At 73.1% G+C, this 15320-nt stretch carries 18 protein-coding genes; 8 read left to right on the forward strand and 10 right to left on the reverse strand.

Annotated elements, in window-relative coordinates; all coding sequences use genetic code 11:
• Positions 1–30 precede the first annotated feature (30 nt).
• A complete protein-coding gene (locus tag JOL79_RS07365; RefSeq protein WP_210154918.1) occupies positions 31–1146 on the reverse strand; it encodes a type III polyketide synthase in 1116 nt (371 codons plus the stop codon).
• Positions 1147–1263: 117 nt separating this feature from the next.
• Here JOL79_RS07365 and JOL79_RS07370 point away from each other — a divergent pair, with 117 nt between their 5' ends.
• Positions 1264–2121 (forward strand): UbiA family prenyltransferase, encoded by an 858-nt coding sequence (locus JOL79_RS07370; RefSeq protein ID WP_307848379.1) that lies wholly within the window; start codon positions 1264–1266, stop codon positions 2119–2121.
• A gap of 62 nt (positions 2122–2183) precedes the next feature.
• Positions 2184–2411, forward strand: a complete 228-nt coding sequence (locus JOL79_RS07375; protein ID WP_210154920.1) for a hypothetical protein — start codon at positions 2184–2186, stop codon at positions 2409–2411.
• A 25-nt stretch (positions 2412–2436) separates the two neighbouring features.
• On the opposite strand, the gene JOL79_RS07380 is transcribed toward JOL79_RS07375, so the two are convergent.
• Positions 2437–3591 carry an RtcB family protein gene (locus JOL79_RS07380; protein WP_210154921.1) on the reverse strand — a complete coding sequence of 385 codons (1155 nt, stop codon included), beginning with the start codon at positions 3589–3591 and terminating at the stop codon, positions 2437–2439.
• 189 nt (positions 3592–3780) lie between these two features.
• Here JOL79_RS07380 and moaA point away from each other — a divergent pair, with 189 nt between their 5' ends.
• From moaA to JOL79_RS07395, 3 genes are read left to right on the forward strand one after another with little or no spacing between them, the layout of a single operon-like run.
• The gene (moaA, locus tag JOL79_RS07385; RefSeq protein WP_210154922.1) at positions 3781–4770 is read left to right on the forward strand and encodes a GTP 3',8-cyclase MoaA; all 990 of its coding nucleotides are present in this window, start codon (positions 3781–3783) and stop codon (positions 4768–4770) included.
• Between the two features lie 13 nt (positions 4771–4783).
• A complete protein-coding gene (mobA, locus tag JOL79_RS07390) occupies positions 4784–5416 on the forward strand; it encodes a molybdenum cofactor guanylyltransferase (RefSeq protein WP_210154923.1) in 633 nt (210 codons plus the stop codon).
• Positions 5417–5454: 38 nt separating this feature from the next.
• Entirely contained in the window at positions 5455–5703 is a 249-nt protein-coding gene (locus JOL79_RS07395; RefSeq protein ID WP_210154924.1) for a DUF6457 domain-containing protein, read from the forward strand.
• A gap of 185 nt (positions 5704–5888) precedes the next feature.
• Here JOL79_RS07395 and JOL79_RS34915 read toward each other — a convergent pair whose 3' ends face one another.
• Positions 5889–6176, reverse strand: a complete 288-nt coding sequence (locus JOL79_RS34915; RefSeq protein WP_307848380.1) for a DUF3099 domain-containing protein — start codon at positions 6174–6176, stop codon at positions 5889–5891.
• A gap of 118 nt (positions 6177–6294) precedes the next feature.
• Here JOL79_RS34915 and JOL79_RS07405 point away from each other — a divergent pair, with 118 nt between their 5' ends.
• Positions 6295–6507 carry a dodecin gene (locus tag JOL79_RS07405; RefSeq protein WP_210154926.1) on the forward strand — a complete coding sequence of 71 codons (213 nt, stop codon included), beginning with the start codon at positions 6295–6297 and terminating at the stop codon, positions 6505–6507.
• 21 nt (positions 6508–6528) lie between these two features.
• Here JOL79_RS07405 and JOL79_RS07410 read toward each other — a convergent pair whose 3' ends face one another.
• Positions 6529–7899, reverse strand: coding sequence for a metallopeptidase TldD-related protein (locus JOL79_RS07410; RefSeq protein ID WP_210154927.1), 1371 nt, complete (start codon positions 7897–7899; stop codon positions 6529–6531).
• A complete protein-coding gene (locus JOL79_RS07415) occupies positions 7896–9389 on the reverse strand; it encodes a TldD/PmbA family protein (protein WP_210154928.1) in 1494 nt (497 codons plus the stop codon). The genes JOL79_RS07410 and JOL79_RS07415 overlap by 4 nt, the downstream gene beginning before the upstream one ends.
• A gap of 77 nt (positions 9390–9466) precedes the next feature.
• On the opposite strand from JOL79_RS07415, the gene JOL79_RS07420 reads away from it, so the two are divergent.
• Both JOL79_RS07420 and fabI read left to right on the forward strand, forming a co-directional pair.
• Complete coding sequence (locus JOL79_RS07420) at positions 9467–10171, forward strand: beta-ketoacyl-ACP reductase (RefSeq protein WP_210154929.1); 705 nt, start codon at positions 9467–9469, stop codon at positions 10169–10171.
• 46 nt (positions 10172–10217) lie between these two features.
• On the forward strand, positions 10218–10982 hold the full coding sequence (fabI, locus tag JOL79_RS07425; RefSeq protein WP_210154930.1) for an enoyl-ACP reductase FabI: 765 nt from the start codon (positions 10218–10220) through the stop codon (positions 10980–10982).
• A gap of 62 nt (positions 10983–11044) precedes the next feature.
• On the opposite strand, the gene JOL79_RS07430 is transcribed toward fabI, so the two are convergent.
• The 5 genes from JOL79_RS07430 to JOL79_RS07450 all read right to left on the reverse strand — a co-directional run bounded on the left by JOL79_RS07430 (position 11045) and on the right by JOL79_RS07450 (position 15311).
• Positions 11045–11677 carry a hypothetical protein gene (locus tag JOL79_RS07430; RefSeq protein ID WP_210154931.1) on the reverse strand — a complete coding sequence of 211 codons (633 nt, stop codon included), beginning with the start codon at positions 11675–11677 and terminating at the stop codon, positions 11045–11047.
• Positions 11674–12441, reverse strand: coding sequence for a MerR family transcriptional regulator (locus JOL79_RS07435; protein WP_210154932.1), 768 nt, complete (start codon positions 12439–12441; stop codon positions 11674–11676). Before JOL79_RS07435 ends, JOL79_RS07430 begins: the two co-directional genes overlap by 4 nt.
• 62 nt (positions 12442–12503) lie before the next feature.
• A complete protein-coding gene (locus tag JOL79_RS07440; protein WP_210154933.1) occupies positions 12504–13214 on the reverse strand; it encodes a Clp protease N-terminal domain-containing protein in 711 nt (236 codons plus the stop codon).
• A gap of 51 nt (positions 13215–13265) precedes the next feature.
• Entirely contained in the window at positions 13266–14252 is a 987-nt protein-coding gene (locus JOL79_RS07445; RefSeq protein ID WP_210154934.1) for a hypothetical protein, read from the reverse strand.
• 120 nt (positions 14253–14372) lie between these two features.
• The gene (locus JOL79_RS07450; RefSeq protein WP_210154935.1) at positions 14373–15311 is read right to left on the reverse strand and encodes an aldo/keto reductase; all 939 of its coding nucleotides are present in this window, start codon (positions 15309–15311) and stop codon (positions 14373–14375) included.
• Positions 15312–15320 lie beyond the last annotated feature (9 nt).

Below are 15320 nucleotides of genomic sequence, written 5' to 3' on the forward strand. Positions count from 1 at the left end.
TCCCTCCGAACGCTCCGGCCCGCGGGCCGGTCACCAGCGCAGCAGCACGAGCTCCGAGCAGAAGCCCGGGCCCATCGCGATGAGCAGTCCCGGCGTGCCGGGCGGCGGCGGGCGCAGCGCGAGGGTGTCGCGCAGCACGTGGAGCACCGACGACGACGACAGATTGCCGGTCTCCGCGAGTGAGCGCCAGGTCAGGTCGAGCGCGCCCTCGGGCAGGCACAGGGTCTCGGCCACCGCCTCAAGCACCTTCGGGCCTCCGGGGTGGCACACCCACGCGGCGATGTCGCCCGCGGCCAGGCCGTGATCGGCGAGGAAGCCGGCCACGTCGCCGTTCAGGTACGTGCGGACGACGTCGGGCACCCCGGCGTCGAGCACCACCCGGAAGCCGGAGTCGCGGACGTCCCAGCCCATGACCCGCTCCGAGCCGGGGTAGAGGCGGCTCCGGGTCGCCACCACGGACGGGCCCGCCCCACCGCCCTGCTCTCTGTCGCGTCCACTGCCGGGCCCCCTGCCGGGCCCGCCGTCTCGCCCGCCCGGGTGGTCGTCGCCCACGGCCACCACGGCCGCCGCGCCGTCGCCGAAGAGGGCGCCCGCCACCAGGTTGGCCACCGACGCGTCGCCGCGCTGCAGCGTGAGTGAGCACAGCTCCACCGACAGGAGCACCGCCACGTGGCCGGGCCAGCCGCTCAGGTAGTCGTGCAGGCGTGCGATCCCGGCCGCGCCCGCCACGCAGCCGAGGCCGAAAACGGGCAGTCGCTTCACGTCCGGGCGCAGGCCGACCCGCTGCACCAGACGCGCGTCGAGGGACGGCGTGGCGATGCCGGTGACCGAGGTACACATGATCATGTCGACGTCCGAGGGGGCGATCCCGGCCGCCTCCAGCGCGCCCGTCAGCGCCTCGGCGCCGAGGTCGAGGGCCGCCTCGATGAAAATGTCGTTCGCCGTGCCGAATCCGTCGAGCTTTCCGTACTGGCCCAGCGGGAGCACCAGATTGCGGTGACGCACGCGCGCGCTGCCGTGCAGCCGGTCGAGCAACCGGCGGTCGGCGCCTTCGGGGAGGCAGACGCGGGCGAGAGTGTCGGTGATCTCTGACTGCGAGTAGCGGTTGGGCGGGAGCACACCGTGGACAGCCGCGATTCGCGTCATTCGACTTCCCCAGGCCGGCGACAGCTGACGCTAGGGATTTTGCCCGTCTTTGGCGTCGGCATGCCTGGCGCTCCCAATGGAGGGGTTCCGGCCGCGCCTCGCGGTTATGCTCGTCGGGTGATCGACGGAGCCGCCCGGGGAGCGCCGCTTCGGGCCCTCGCCGGGCTCGCGCTCGCCTGCCACCCCGGTCCGGCCGCCGCCGTCACCGTCCTGATCACCGCGCTGGCCGCGGCCGGCGGGCGCGGCCCGGCCGGCTCGGCCCTGGTCGCGGCGGCCGTGCTGACCGGTCAGCTGTCCGTCGGCTGGTGCAACGACGTGGTGGACGCCGGGCGCGACGCCGCCGCCGGACGGACCGGGAAGCCCATCGTCTCCGGGCGGGTGAGCCGGTCGGCCGTGCGCGTGGCGGCCGGGCTCGCGCTGGCCGCCTGCGTCCCCCTCTCGCTCGCCTGCGGCCTGGTCGCCGGCCTCGCCCACCTCCTCGGGGTGGCGGCGGCCTGGGCGTACAACCTCGGGCTCAAGGCCACCGCCCTGTCCTGGGCGCCGTACGTCGTGGGGTTCGGCGCGCTGCCGGTGTTCGTCGCGGCCGGGCTCCCCGGCCATCCCCGGCCGGCCTGGTGGGCGGTCGTCGCCGGCGCCCTCCTCGGCTGCGGGGCCCATCTGGCCAACGTGCTGCCCGACATCGCCGGAGACCTCGCCGCCGGAGTGCGGGGGTGGCCGCAGCGGCTGGGGCCGGCCCGGGTGCGCGTCCTCATCCCGGTGCCCCTGCTGGCGGCCTCCGCGGTCCTGCTGGTCGCGCCGCCCGGCCCGGCGGAACCGGCCGGCTGGGCCGCGCTGGGCCTCGCCGGGGGATGCTCGGTGGCCGGCGTCCTGCTCGGCGGACGCTCGCCGAAGGTGCCGTTCGCCGCCGCGATCGCCGTGGCCGCGGTGGGCGTGGTGCTGCTCGCGATCCGCGGGACGGGTGTGGCCGCGTCCTGAGGCGCACGTCCGGGAGGGGGCCGCGAGCAGGTGCGATCCGGGGGCGGCGCATACTCAGGTACGTGAAGCCAGCCAGTGCCGGATCCCGGCGCCACCTGCCCACCAGCCCTTTCAAACCCGCACCGCCGCCCTCGCCCCCCGAGGAGTTCGTCCTCGACGACCAGGTGAGCCACGACCAGTACGGCCTGGGCGTCGTCGTCGAGATCGCGCCGGACGCGGCCGTCCTCGTCGACTTCCGCACCCGGCGCGAATGGATCAGAGCGCCGTACACCAAGCTGTACAAGCTCTGACGCCGCCCGCGCGGGTCGGCGGCGATCAGCCCTTGTAGTTGAACACCTGCCGCAGGGTGTGCCGGATCTCCACCAGGTCCCGCTGGTCCGCCATGACCTGATCGATGGGCTTGTACGCCTCCGGGTGCTCGTCGACCAGGAAGGCGGCTCGGTCGGCGTTCCAGGTGCGGCCGCGCATCGCCTGGGCCAGCGACTCGGCGGAGAGCTCCCGCTTCGCCCGGGCCCGTGACATCCGGCGGCCCGCTCCATGGGAGCAGGAGTTGTACGACTCCGGGTTGCCCAGCCCGCGCACGACGTACGACCGGGTGCCCATCGAGCCCGGGATCACGCCCTCGTCACCCCGGTCGGCCTTGATCGCGCCCTTCCTGGTGATCCACAGCGGCTTCCCGTGGTGCGTCTCCAGCTGCGTGAAGTTGTGGTGGCAGTTGATGGTCCGCACCCGGGCGCCCGTGCCCGTCACCCGGAACAGCGCCTCGCTCAGCACGCGGTCCATCCGGGCCCGCGACGCCATCGCGTAGCGCTGCGCCCACAGCATGTCCTCGACGTACGCCTCGAACTCGGGGGTGCCCTGGGTGAAGTAGGCCAGGTCGGCGTCCTCCAGCCCGATCGCCAGCCGCTTCATCAGGTTCCTGGCCCCCGTGATGTGCGCGCCGGCGAGCTGGTTACCGATGCCGCGCGAGCCCGAGTGGAGGACCGTCCACACCCGGTCGCGCTCGTCCAGGCAGACCTCCACGAAGTGGTTGCCGGAGCCGAGCGTCCCGAACTGGCGGGCCACGGTCGTCTCCTGCTTCGGGCTGAGCGGCGTGTGCGGGCGGCCCAGCCCGGCGAGCGCGCGGTCGGCCGCGCGGCTCTCATGCCCCCGGCCGACCCCGGCCGGGATCCGCCGCTCGACCAGCGGCATGAGCGCGTCGAGGTTCTCCGGGAGGTCTGCGGCGGTGAGCGTCGTCTCGGTGGCGACCATTCCGCAGCCGATGTCGACGCCGACGGCGGCCGGGATGATCGCGTTCTCGGTGGGGATCACCGACCCGACGGTGGCGCCGATGCCGATGTGCGCGTCCGGCATGAGCGCCACATGGCCCGCCACGAACGGCAGCCGCGCCGTGCGCGCGGCCTGGTCGACCGTCGCGGGGTCGATCTCACTCGCCCACGACAGGAGGTTGGGCGCTACCAGCTTCGGCATGACGGCCTCCTCGATCGGTGTCGTGATCAACTGTGCCGAGAGCCGCCCCGGATACCAACCGAATATTTTCCACCCGGATATCGCAGCCCGGTTATTTCAGCGCGGGCGCGGGTGAATGAGGGGCGGGCGGTGGCTCCCCGCGATCGGCGAGGGCTTAGTCTTGACTCTCTCAGGTGATGGAGGTCCCTCGTGCTGGTTGACTCGTTCGGCCGGGTCGCGACCGACCTGCGGGTGTCGCTGACCGACCGGTGCAACCTGCGGTGCTCGTACTGCATGCCGCCCGAGGGCCTGTCCTGGCTGCCCAAACCCGAGCTGCTCACGGCCGAGGAGATCATCCGGCTGGTACGGATCGGGGTGGAGCGGCTCGGCGTCCGCGAGGTCCGCTACACAGGAGGCGAGCCGCTCCTCCGCCGGGAACTGGTCGAGATCGTCGCGGCGACCGCCGCGCTGCGTCCCCGGCCGCAGGTCCAGCTCACCACGAACGGCATCGGGCTGGCCAGGCTCGCCGCGCCCCTCGCCGCGGCCGGGCTCGACCGCGTCAACGTCTCCCTCGACACCCTCGACCCCGAGGTCTTCGTCCGGCTGGCCCGCCGCGACCGGCTGAACGACGTGCTCGACGGCATGGCGGCGGCGGCCGCGGCCGGGCTGACGCCGGTCAAGGTCAACGCGGTGCTCATGCGGGGCGTCAACGAGCGGGAGGCGGTGCCGCTGCTGCGGTACTGCCTCGACAAGGGATACGAGTTGCGCTTCATCGAGCAGATGCCGCTCGACGCGCAGCACGGCTGGCGCCGCGAGGAGATGGTGACCGCCGACGAGATCCTCGGCCTCCTGAAGGACGCGTTCGACCTGGTGGAGGACGATCCCGGCGACCGGGGCAGCGCGCCCGCCGAGCTGTTCCTGGTGGAGGGCGGCCCGCGCCGGGTGGGCGTCATCGGCTCGGTCACCCGGCCGTTCTGCGGCTCCTGCGATCGGGTCCGGCTGACCGCGGACGGCCAGGTGCGCAACTGCCTGTTCGCCCGGGAGGAGTCCGACCTGCGGGCGGCGCTGCGGTCCGGCGCCACAGACGACGAGCTGGCCGCCCGCTGGGTCGCGGCCGTGGCCGGCAAGCGGGCCGGACACGGCATCGACGACCCGAGTTTCCTGCAGCCCGCCCGGCCGATGTCGGCCATCGGCGGCTGACCGGCGGCTCACGGTGCGACCCGGCACGCCCGAGAGCCCGCCGTACGACGCCGTGATCCTCGCGGGAGGGCGGGCCGAGCGGTTCGGCGGCGGCGACAAACCGGGCGCGCTCGTCGGCGGCAGGCCGCTGGTGGAGCGGGTCGCGGCCGCCGTCGCGGCCGCCGGGACGATCGTCGTCGTGGGGCCGTTCCGTCCGGGCCTGCGCGCGGTGTTCACCAGGGAGGAGCCGCCCGGCGGCGGCCCGATCCCGGCCCTGCGCGCCGGGCTCGGCCAGGTGCGGCGCGACTGGGTGGCCCTGCTCGCGGCGGATCTGCCGTTCATGGGAGCCGCAGATGTCACGGCCCTGCTGCGCGCGGCGCTCGCGGGCGGGACGGGCACAGACGGGGCGGGCACAGACGAGGTGGGCGCGGCGGGGGCTGTGCTGGTCGACGACGGCGGGCGGGAGCAGTGGCTCGCCGGCGTGTGGCGTACGGCCGTCCTGCGGCGGGCCCTGGAGCCGTACGAGGGCCGCTCTCTGCACGGGCTGCTCGGCCCGCTGGCGCCGGTGCGGCTGCGGCCGGCGAGGGCGGACGGACGTGAGCCATGGTTCGACTGCGACACTGTCGACGATCTCGGCGCGGCGCGCCGCCGGGCCGGCGCGCCCTGACTCGGGCCCTGACTAGGACCCCGGACTGAAGGAGGCCCATGAACGTGCTGGAGGAGTGGACCGCGCTGGTCTGCCGGGAGCTGGGCGTGGACCCAGGCCGGGTGGACCGCGACGCGATGCTCGATCTGACGAGGGATGTCGCCCACGGGGTGGCCCGGCCGGCCGCTCCGTTGACGGCGTACCTGGTCGGGCTGGCCCAGGGCGCGGGGACGGCTCCGCCGGACGCGCTGGAGCGGCTGTCGCGCCTGGCCGGCGAGTGGGGAAAGAAGGAGTCAGACCGGTCGTAAGGGGCCTGGCCTGGGAACTTCCTGGGAAAAGGGCGACGCCGGGTGGTTACGGGGGCAAACCACCCGGCGTCGCTTCATCGGCGTTCCGACGGGGGCCCGGAACGCCGGCACCAGCGCTCTGACGGGGGACCAGAGCGCTTGGCTAAACTGTACACCTCTAACCCATGGATTGCGTCAAGAGTTTGTCACGACCCGATCTCGCGTCGATGCCGTGGTATCTCGTTTTGGTCAGGTCCGGTCAAGTCCTGGCCTGCTGAAACGCTCGTATCTCGTTGGTTGGCCCCGATTACGGCAAGGTATGGTAAAAGGACCGCGCCCGCGACCAGCAGGGCCCGGACCGGCCAGGGGGCGGGCAGGGCGACGGCCAGGATGAGACAGACGATCCGGATGCCCATCTTGATCAGATAGCTGCGCTCGCGGCGCCTGATGTCGTCGGTCAGCGACGGCTGCGCGTCGGTGACCTGGTGGACCACCGGCCGATCATGCCGGAATCTCCGCGAAGGCTTCACGTTTTCCACGGTAGACCCCGAGGCGGGGCGACGGACACGCCGCACGGCGTAAGATCGCGCGGAGAGCGAGCAGGAGGACACCATGTCGGATCGGACTTACCGGGTGACCGAGATCGTCGGGACCTCGGCGGACAGCGTTGACCAGGCCATTCGCAACGGGGTCAGGCGCGCCGCCCAGACCCTGCGTCACCTCGACTGGTTCGAGGTGACCGAGGTCCGGGGGCACATCGTGGACGGCGAGGTCGCCCACTTCCAGGTCGGCATGAAAGTGGGCTTCCGCCTCGAGGACGCCTGACAGCTCCTGTCAGGACGGGCGTCAGCTCGCCTGGCTGACCGTCGACATGTTGAAGTCGGGCACCCGCAGCGGCGGCATCACGGCACGGGTGAAGTAGTCGTTCCACTCCCGCGGCAGCGTCTGCCCGCTCGCGCCGACCTCGGTGATCCTGCCGAGCAGGTCGACCGGCGACTCGTTGAACCGGAAGTTGTTGACCTCGCCGACGACCTCGCCCCCTTCGACCAGGTAGACGCCGTCGCGGGTGAGGCCGGTGAGCAGCAGCGTCTGCGGGTCGACCTCCCGGATGTACCACAGGCAGGTGAGCAGCAGCCCGCGCTCGGTCGAGGCGACCATCTCCTCCAGGGAGCGGCCGCCGTCCGGGCCCTCCAGGATCAGGTTGTCGATCTGCGGGGTGGCCGCGAGGCCGGTCAGCTCGGCCGAGTGCCGGGTCTGCATGAGGTTGGCCAGCTTCCCGTCCGAGATCCAGTCGGTGCGGCCGAGGGGCAGGCCGTTGTCGAACACCGACTGCTCGCGGCTGGAGGCGTGCGCCACCACGAACGGCGCGCACTCGATCCCGGGCCTGCCCGGGTCGCTCGACAGCCGCAGTGGGATGGGGGAGAGCCGCTCGCCCACCCGGGTGCCGCCGCCCGGCTTGGAGAAGACGGTCCGCCCGTCGGCGGCGTCGCGGGCCCCGGCCGACCAGTAGAGGTAGATGAGCAGGTCGGAGACGGCGGTCGGCGGCAGCACCGTCTCGTAGCGGCCGGCCTCCAGCGCGATCTTCCGCTTGCCCCACTCCAGCCGCTGGGCGAGCGTCGCGTCGAGCGCGGCCACGTCCACGTCGGCGAAGTCGCGGGTCGCCACGCCGGTCCACGCCGACCGGGACATGTCCGCGGACTTCGCGTTCAGTTCAAGGCGGCCGGTCGGCTGGTCGTGCCGCAGCCGCAGCCCGGTCGAGGAGCCGACGAACGTCGAGGTGAGGATGTGCTCGGCGAAGCCGTACAACCGGCGCCCCGACGCCTCGGCGGCGGCGAACGACTCGCCCAGCGCCGGCGCGAAGGCGCCGAACACCCCGATCGAGGTCGGTTCGACCGGGCGGTCCCACCCGTCCGACGTGCCGCCCTCCACGAGGGGCCGGGCGTCCTCGGACGGCCGCGCCTCCCGGGCGGCCCGGTCGGCGGCCTCGACCACCTCGGCGAGCTGGTCGGGCCGGACCGCGGAGCGGGAGACCACTCCCACGCCCTGCCCGGCGACGGAGACGACCGTCAGGCGGGTCGAGCGGGCCACGCCGTTCGTCGTGAGCGTGTTGCCGGCGAAGCGCAGGTTGGCCGTCGAACCCTCGTCGACGATCACGACACAGTCGTCGGCCCGGCTCAGCGCCAGCGCCCGCTCCACGGTCTCCTGTGGCGAGTTCACTTGCCGGCCTCCTGGACGGTGTTGAGGATCCGCACGCCGCGGAACAGGGCGGACGGAGTGCCGTGACTGACCGGGGCGACCTGGCCCGGCTGCCCCTTGCCGCAGTTGAAGGCGCCGCCGAGCACGTACGTCGACGGGCCGCCGACGGCCTCCATCGACCGCCAGAAGTCGGTGGTGGTGGCCTGGTAGGCGACGTCGCGCAGCTGCCCGGTCAGCCGGCCGTCGTCGATGCGGAAGAAGCGCTGGCCGGTGAACTGGAAGTTGTATCTCTGCATGTCGATGGACCAGCTCTTGTCGCCGACCACGTAGATCCCGCGCCGCACCCGGGAGATCAGCTCCTCGGTGGACGGGCCGTCATCGGCGGGCCGCAGCGACACGTTCGCCATCCGCTGGATCGGCACGTGCCCGGGGGAGTCGGCGAAGGCGCACCCGTTGGAGCGGCCGAGGCCCTTCAGCAGCGCCATGCGCCGGTCGAGCTGGTAGCCGACGAGCGTGCCCTCGCGGACGATGTCGAACGACTGCCCGGCCACGCCCTCGTCGTCCCAGCCGACGGTGGCGAGGCCGTGCTCGACCGTGCGGTCGCCCACGACGTTCATCACCGGCGAGCCGTAGTGCAGCGTGCCGAGCTGGTCGAAGGTGGCGAACGACGTGCCGGCGTAGGCCGCCTCGTAGCCGAGCGCCCGGTCCAGCTCGGTGGCGTGGCCGATCGACTCGTGGATCGTCAGCCAGAGGTTGGACGGGTCGATCACCAGGTCGTACGTGCCGGCCTCCACCGAGGGGGCCTTCAGCTTCTCGGCCAGCAGCTCGGGGAGCTCCGCCAGCTCGGCGGGGAAGTCCCAGCCGGTGCCGGTCAGGTATTCGTACCCCCGGCCGGCCGGCGGGGCGAGCGTCCGCATGTCGTCGAACCGGTCGCCCTCGGACTTCATCGCGGTCACCACCGGGTGGACCCGCACCCGCTGCTGGGTGGTCACCGTGCCGGCCGTGTCGGCGTAGAACTTCTGCTCCTTGACCTGCATCAGCGCGGCCGACACGTGGTCGACCCGGCCGAGCAGGCCCGACGACCACTCGGCCAGCAGCGCCGCCTTGTCGGGCAGCGGCACCTCGAAGGGGTCGACGTCGTAGGCCGACACCCAGGTCACGTCGTCGTAGACGGGCTCGGCGGCGAGCTGGACCGGCTCCCGGTTGATCGGCGCGCTGACCTCGGCCACCCGCACGGCCTCGGCGGCGGCGAGGGCCGCGGCCTCCGGAGTCAGCTCGACGCCCGAGGCGAAGCCCCAGGTGCCGCCCTTGATGACTCGTACGGCGAAGCCGAGGTCGTCGGCGTCCATCGAGCCCTCAAGCCGGGCGTCGAACAGGCGCAGCGTCTCGGCGCGCACCCGTTCCAGGCGGAAGGAGGCGTGGTCGGCTCCCAGATCACGGGCGCGTTGCAGGGCCGCGTCCGCCAGCCGCCGCAGCGGCAGGGCGAGAAAGTCGGGGTCGATCTGGCGCATGTCCACGATCCTAACCCCGTGATCTTGTGTCCGGCGGACAAGTGGTATACCGCCCGGTAGGGGATACCGTCAGTCGCATGGTTCGTTCTGTACTCGTCACCGGCGGAAATCGCGGCATCGGCCTCGCGATCGCCCGCGAGCTCTCGGCCGCGGGGGACGCCGTCGCCGTCACCTACCGTTCGGGGGAGCCGCCCGAGGGCCTGTTCGGGGTCCGCTGCGACGTGACGAGCGCCGCCGACGTCGACGCCGCGTTCGAGAAGGCCGAGGCCGAGCACGGGCCGGTCGAGGTCGTCGTGGCCAACGCGGGCATCACCAAGGACACCCTCCTGCCGATGATGAAGGAGGAGACCTTCACCGACGTCATCGACACGAACCTGACGGGCGCCTACCGGGTGGCCAAGCGGGCCGTGCGGCCCATGCTGCGCCTGCGGCGGGGCCGGATCATCCTGATCTCCTCCGTCGTCGGCCTGTCGGGATCGGCCGGGCAGACCAACTACGCCGCCTCCAAGGCCGGCCTGATCGGGTTCGGCCGGTCCCTCGCCCGCGAGCTGGGCTCGCGCGGCATCACGGTCAACGTCGTCTCCCCGGGCTTCGTGGAGACCGACATGACGGCCGTGCTCGAAGAGGCGTACCAGGAGCAGATCCGCAAGACCATCCCCCTGGGCAGGCAGGCCAGGCCGGAGGAGGTCGCCCGGGTCGTGCGGTTCCTCGCGGGAGAGGACGCCTCGTACATCACCGGCGCGGTCATCCCGGTCGACGGCGGCCTCGGGATGGGACACTGACCGGACGCCCGTCACCGCCGACGGCCGAGAGACTGGAGAGCAGAGCATGGGTTTGCTGGACGGGAAGCGACTGCTGGTCACCGGCGTCCTCACCGACTCGTCGATCGCCTTCAACGTGGCGAAGCTCGCCCAGGAGGAGGGCGCCCAGGTCGTGCTGACCGGGTTCGGCCGCCTGAGCCTGGTCGAGCGCATCGCGAAGCGGCTGCCCGAGCCGCCGCCGGTGATCGAGCTCGACGTGCAGAACACCGAGCACCTCGACACGCTGGCCGACCGGGTCGGCGAGCACCTCGGCGGCCTGGACGGGGTGGTGCACTCGATCGGGTTCGCGCCGCAGACGGCCCTCGGCGGCAACTTCCTCAACACCTCGTGGGAGGACGTCGCCACGGCCGTCCACGTCTCCACCTACTCCTTCAAGTCGCTCGCCGTGGCGTGCCTGCCCCTCATGAAGGAGGGCGGCGCCGTCGTCGGTCTCGACTTCGACGCGACCAAGGCGTGGCCGGTCTACGACTGGATGGGCGTGGCCAAGGCCGGGCTGGAGTCGTGCTCCCGCTACCTCGCCCGCGATCTGGGCAAGCAGGGCATCAGGGTCAACCTGGTCGCCGCCGGGCCGTTGCGGACGATGGCGGCCAAGAGCATCCCCGGGTTCAAGGAGTTCGAGGAGAGCTGGCCGGCGAAGGCGCCCCTCGGGTGGGATCTGACCGACACCGCCCCCGCCGCCAGGGCGTGCGTCGCGTTGCTGTCGGACTGGTTCCCGGCGACCACCGGTGAGATCGTGCACGTCGACGGAGGCGTGCACGCCATGGGAGGCTGATCCCGCGGTCGCCTGTCCGCGTCCGTGCTTTTCCAGGCCGTGCGCTCTTCGGCGCGCACGGCTCAGCCGGCGGGCCGCCGGAGCGCGGCCGTGACCGTGTGGGGCGCGTCGGCGAAGAAGCGGACCTCGATCACGTCGGCGTGGCGCCCGAGGGGGCGGGTCACCGTGACCGGTCCGGCCAGCCGGACGACGACGTTCGTCCGCGAGCCGACCGCCACGCCGAGCCGCCCGTCGCGTACGCTCACCATGCCGGGCTCGTTGTCGTCGCGGGCCGTCCGCACCGAGGAGATCAGCTCCCGGGGGATCCGGGCGTCGAAGAACACGCCGTAGCGGATCCGCAGCTCGGTCTCCGACACCACGTGCGGCCGGGTGACGCAGGCCGCGTGGACGGCCAGGCAGAAGACGATCGAGTAGAGATCGGCCACGAGCACCAGGGCGCGCAGCGCCGCCGGCGCGCCGAGGGCCCGCAGCAGCACCTCCGCCGCCGGGGTCTCCACGGCCAGCACGAACAGCAGGATCAGCGCCGACGGCACCTGCTCGCCCGCGTACGCCACAGGGACGGCGCCAGGGGAGACGCCGTCCCGCCGCCTCGTGACCCACAGGACGAGGCTGACCAGGCCCCTGGCGTCGAAGCCCAGGATCCTGCGTACCGGTTCGAACGGCACACGTCGCGGGCGGGTGACGGCGGGCGTCATGCCCGGTCCCGCAGGACGGCCACGGCGAGGCGGACGACCTCGGCCTGGGCCGGGGACAGCTCACCCGAGACGGCGGCCAGCCACTCGTCCCCGCCCGGCTGCTCCTGCGGGCCGGCCGGCAGGCGCGAGAGGATCACGGCGGCCAGTTCGCGGGGGATGTGCTCCGCCAGGTCCGCGGCGAGCGCGGCCACCCGCGGATCGGCGGGGCCTGCTCCGGCCAGCTCGTCGAGCCGGGCCCACAGGGCGTGGCCGGCCGCGAGGGCGCCCGGTTCTGTGAGCGGACGCATGAGCTCGACGATCCGGTCCCGCTCCGCGGGACCGGCCGCGCTGTCCATCAGCGCGAGCAGGTCCCGGTCGAGGTCGGCGCTGCGCGATCCCGGTGAACGCAGCCGGCCCAGCAACTCGGCCATCCCGGGGGAGACCGCCGCGTCCGGGTGCAGGTCGGTCTGGGCGAGCAGCTCGGCGAGCCTGGCCCGCCTGCCCGCGAGCTCCTCCTGCTCGCGGGCGAGGTCGGCGTCGAGCTCGCCGAGCACCTCCCGCAGATCCCTGCCCCGGTCGTCGGCCAGCACGTCGCGGATCTCGTCCAGGGACAGGCCCAGCTCCGCCAGCCTGCGCACCCGGGCGAGCACGACCGCGTGGCGCAGGCCGTACGACCGGTATCCGTTCGCCAGCCGGACGGGTTCGGGCAGGAGTCCCATGTGGTGGTAGTGGCGCACCGTCCGGGTGGAGACTCCGGCGAGTGCGGCCAGTTCGCCGATCCGCATGCGCTCATTAGAAACGTTGACGTCGCGTCAAGGTCAAACCTCTCGGCGCCCGTCCACGGCCGCTACTCGTCGAGGAGGCGCGCGATGGCGGCCTCGGCGGCGGCCTTGGTCACCCCGGTCCCGATCAGGAACTGCGCGCCCACACTCCCTTCGTCGCCCAGTACGCCGAGCAGCAGATGCTCCGGCCCCACGTGGGTGTGGCCGAGGCGCCGCGCCTCCTCCACGGCCCGGTCGATCGACTCCTTGGCCCGGGCCGTGAACGGGATGTGGCCGGTCGGCGCCGTGACGGCGGGGCCGAGCGCGCCGGTGACCGCCTCCCGGACCGCGTCGGCGGAGGCGAGGGACTCGACGGCCCGGACGGCGACGCTGCCGCCCTCCCGCAGGAGAGCGAGGACGATGTGCTCGGTGCCGATGTAGTCGTGCCGGGCCTGGCGCGCCTCCTCCTGCGCTCCCACCACCACCCGGCGTGCCTCGTCGGTGAAGGCGGACCAGACGCCGCCGGGGCCGGCCGCGCCCAGTTCGGCGGCGCGCTTGGTGACGAAGCGCTTCTGGGCGGCCTGCTTGGTGACGCCCATGCTCCTGCCGATCTCGGTCCAGGAGGCGCCCGCTCTGCGCGCCTGGTCGACGAAGTGCCCGACGAGGTGGTCGGCCGTCTCGCCGAGGTGGTCGGCGAGCAGCATCGCGTGCGAGAGCTGCTCCAGGGCGTCGCCCTCGGGGTGCTCGCGTTTCACGAACTGGATCAGTTCGCCCAACTGGGGAAAAGTGATGTCCATGCGACAACCTTAGGTTGACGCATGGATATCCGTCAACCACTGGTTGACGGCTCAGGCGAGGCGATGGCGGCCGGACCTGCCCGGCACGCGCAGGCCGCCCTCGAACGGAATCGACTCCTGCTGCTCGGCGCGGGCGCGCCGGGCCGACACCACCCGCGTGGCGAGTACCGCCGACAGCAGCAGCAGGGCCGTCAGCGCGGTGCCCGTCCCGTCGTGCGGCCGGTGCGGGCGGATGACGGCGCCCCGGGTCGCGGGGCTCATCTGGGGGAGCCGGAGCCCGGGCCAGAGCAGGGGGATCATGCCGTCCTCGTCCGGGTGGACCCGGACGGGGGAGCCGGTCTCGTCAGCCGCCGGCGCGTAGCCGGAGAGGGACGGCCGCGCGGGCTCGGTGGGCAGGGTGCCCGGACGCGCGGATGGGACGGGGGCTCCGGCCTCCTTCGGCCGCTTCGCCCGGCCCTCATCCGCGTCGGGGACGCAGCCGCCGCCGACAAGGGGAAGGCAGGTGTCCCGCACGGCCTTGCTCAGCCCGTCGGTGAGGGCCTGCGCGGGGCTGGCGGCGGGCCCGGCCGCGCCGCCCGCTCCGGTGACGTCCCGCACCGTGTCCACCGCGCCGCCGACCGCCGAGCCGACGGCCGACCCCACCGCACCGGCGGCCCCGCCGCTCCCGGAGCTGGGCGCGGGCGTCTGGCCGCCGCTCCCGGTGGCCGCGGAGAGGGTGTCGTCGACGGTTTTGCCCACGTCGTTGACCGCCGTGCCCACCGTGCTGGTCGTCGTGCCGACCACGTCGTCGACGGCCTTGGTGACCGGTTTCGTCGCGCCGCCGGTGACCTTGTCGGCCACGTCGGTCACCTGGTTCACCGTCTGGGCGACCCCGTCGGTCACCGAGCACAGGGTGTTGGTCACCCCCGAGAGGAGACCTCCGCCGCCGGCGCAGTCGCGGGCGTTCGCGGGGGCCGGAGCGGCCAGGGGGATCGCCCCGCCGAGCGCGATCGCAAGTATCCCCGCGGAGATCGCCGATGTGTTGCGCGCGATCCCCATGTGTCCCCTTCCGTCAAGCTGATCCGTACCCCGCCACTGTTCGCCACCGCGCGGGGTTATGCAGTAGAAAGTTGCGATTCGGTATCGATGCGTGATACGTGAGACCGATTCTCGTTCTGGTCAGGGATCGGAGACGTCGTCCAGCGCCTCGCGGATCTCCCAGGGGAGGGTCAGCTTCTCGGCCTGGAGCACGCCGAGCAACTGGGCGTGGGTCCTGGCGCCGACGATGGCCGACGACACGCCCGGGCGGTCGCGCACCCAGGAAAGTGCGACGGAGAGCGGCGACACGCCGAGGCCTTCAGCGGCCGTGGTCACCGACTCCACGATCCGGCGGCAGCGCTCGTCGAGATACGGCTGGACGAACTCGGCGAAATGCGGCGTCGCCGCTCGCGAGTCCGCGGGGATGCCGGTGCGGTACTTGCCGGTCAGCACGCCCCGCCCGAGCGGCGACCAGGCGAGGATCCCGGCGCCCACGTGCGCCGCGGCCGGCACCACCTCCTCCTCGGCGTCCCGGGCCAGCAGGGAGTACTCCGCCTGCGTGGACACGATCGGGGCGCGCGAGTCGCCGGCGCGCTGCCAGACCGCGGCCGCGGCGAGCTGCCATCCGGTGTAGTTGCACACCCCCGCGTACGCCGTACGGCCGGTGGAGACGGCGAAGTCGACGGCCGCCAGGGTCTCCTCGAGCGGCACCGCCGGATCGAACGCGTGGAGCTGCCACAGGTCCACCTCGTCGAGCCCGAGCCGGGCGAGTGAGGCGTCGAGGGCGCGGATGAGGTGACGCCGGGAGCCGTCCCTGACGCCCGCCGGGGTGAGGACCGCCTTGGTGGCGATCACCAGCTCGGAGCGGGGCACCACGTCGCGGATGAGCCTGCCGATCAGGCGCTCCGCGTCACCGCCGCCGTACACGTCGGCGGTGTCGATCAGCGTGCCCCCGGCCTCGGCGAAGGCCGTCAGCTGCGCCGTCGCCTCCTCGGCGGAGGTGTCGCGGGCCCACGTCATGGTGCCGAGTCCTATCCGCGACACCGAAAGACCGCTGCGCCCGACAAATCGCTGGTCCATTGTGCGGTA

This window comes from Microbispora oryzae, assembly GCF_017896165.1.
Classification (GTDB): Bacteria; Actinomycetota; Actinomycetes; order Streptosporangiales; family Streptosporangiaceae; genus Microbispora; species Microbispora oryzae.

Excerpts from the sequence above, each read along its gene's own strand:
- JOL79_RS07365 (WP_210154918.1), bottom strand. The coding sequence starts at position 1,146 with ATGACGCGAATCGCGGCTGTCCACGGTGTGCTCCCGCCCAACCGCTAC.
- JOL79_RS07380 (WP_210154921.1), bottom strand. The coding sequence starts at position 3,591 with ATGCCGAAGCTGGTAGCGCCCAACCTCCTGTCGTGGGCGAGTGAGATC.
- JOL79_RS07395 (WP_210154924.1), top strand. The coding sequence starts at position 5,455 with ATGAACGTGCTGGAGGAGTGGACCGCGCTGGTCTGCCGGGAGCTGGGC.
- JOL79_RS07405 (WP_210154926.1), top strand. The coding sequence starts at position 6,295 with ATGTCGGATCGGACTTACCGGGTGACCGAGATCGTCGGGACCTCGGCG.
- JOL79_RS07415 (WP_210154928.1), bottom strand. The coding sequence starts at position 9,389 with ATGCGCCAGATCGACCCCGACTTTCTCGCCCTGCCGCTGCGGCGGCTG.
- JOL79_RS07420 (WP_210154929.1), top strand. The coding sequence starts at position 9,467 with ATGGTTCGTTCTGTACTCGTCACCGGCGGAAATCGCGGCATCGGCCTC.
- fabI (WP_210154930.1), top strand. The coding sequence starts at position 10,218 with ATGGGTTTGCTGGACGGGAAGCGACTGCTGGTCACCGGCGTCCTCACC.
- JOL79_RS07430 (WP_210154931.1), bottom strand. The coding sequence starts at position 11,677 with ATGACGCCCGCCGTCACCCGCCCGCGACGTGTGCCGTTCGAACCGGTA.
- JOL79_RS07435 (WP_210154932.1), bottom strand. The coding sequence starts at position 12,441 with ATGCGGATCGGCGAACTGGCCGCACTCGCCGGAGTCTCCACCCGGACG.
- JOL79_RS07440 (WP_210154933.1), bottom strand. The coding sequence starts at position 13,214 with ATGGACATCACTTTTCCCCAGTTGGGCGAACTGATCCAGTTCGTGAAA.
- JOL79_RS07445 (WP_210154934.1), bottom strand. The coding sequence starts at position 14,252 with ATGGGGATCGCGCGCAACACATCGGCGATCTCCGCGGGGATACTTGCG.
- JOL79_RS07450 (WP_210154935.1), bottom strand. The coding sequence starts at position 15,311 with ATGGACCAGCGATTTGTCGGGCGCAGCGGTCTTTCGGTGTCGCGGATA.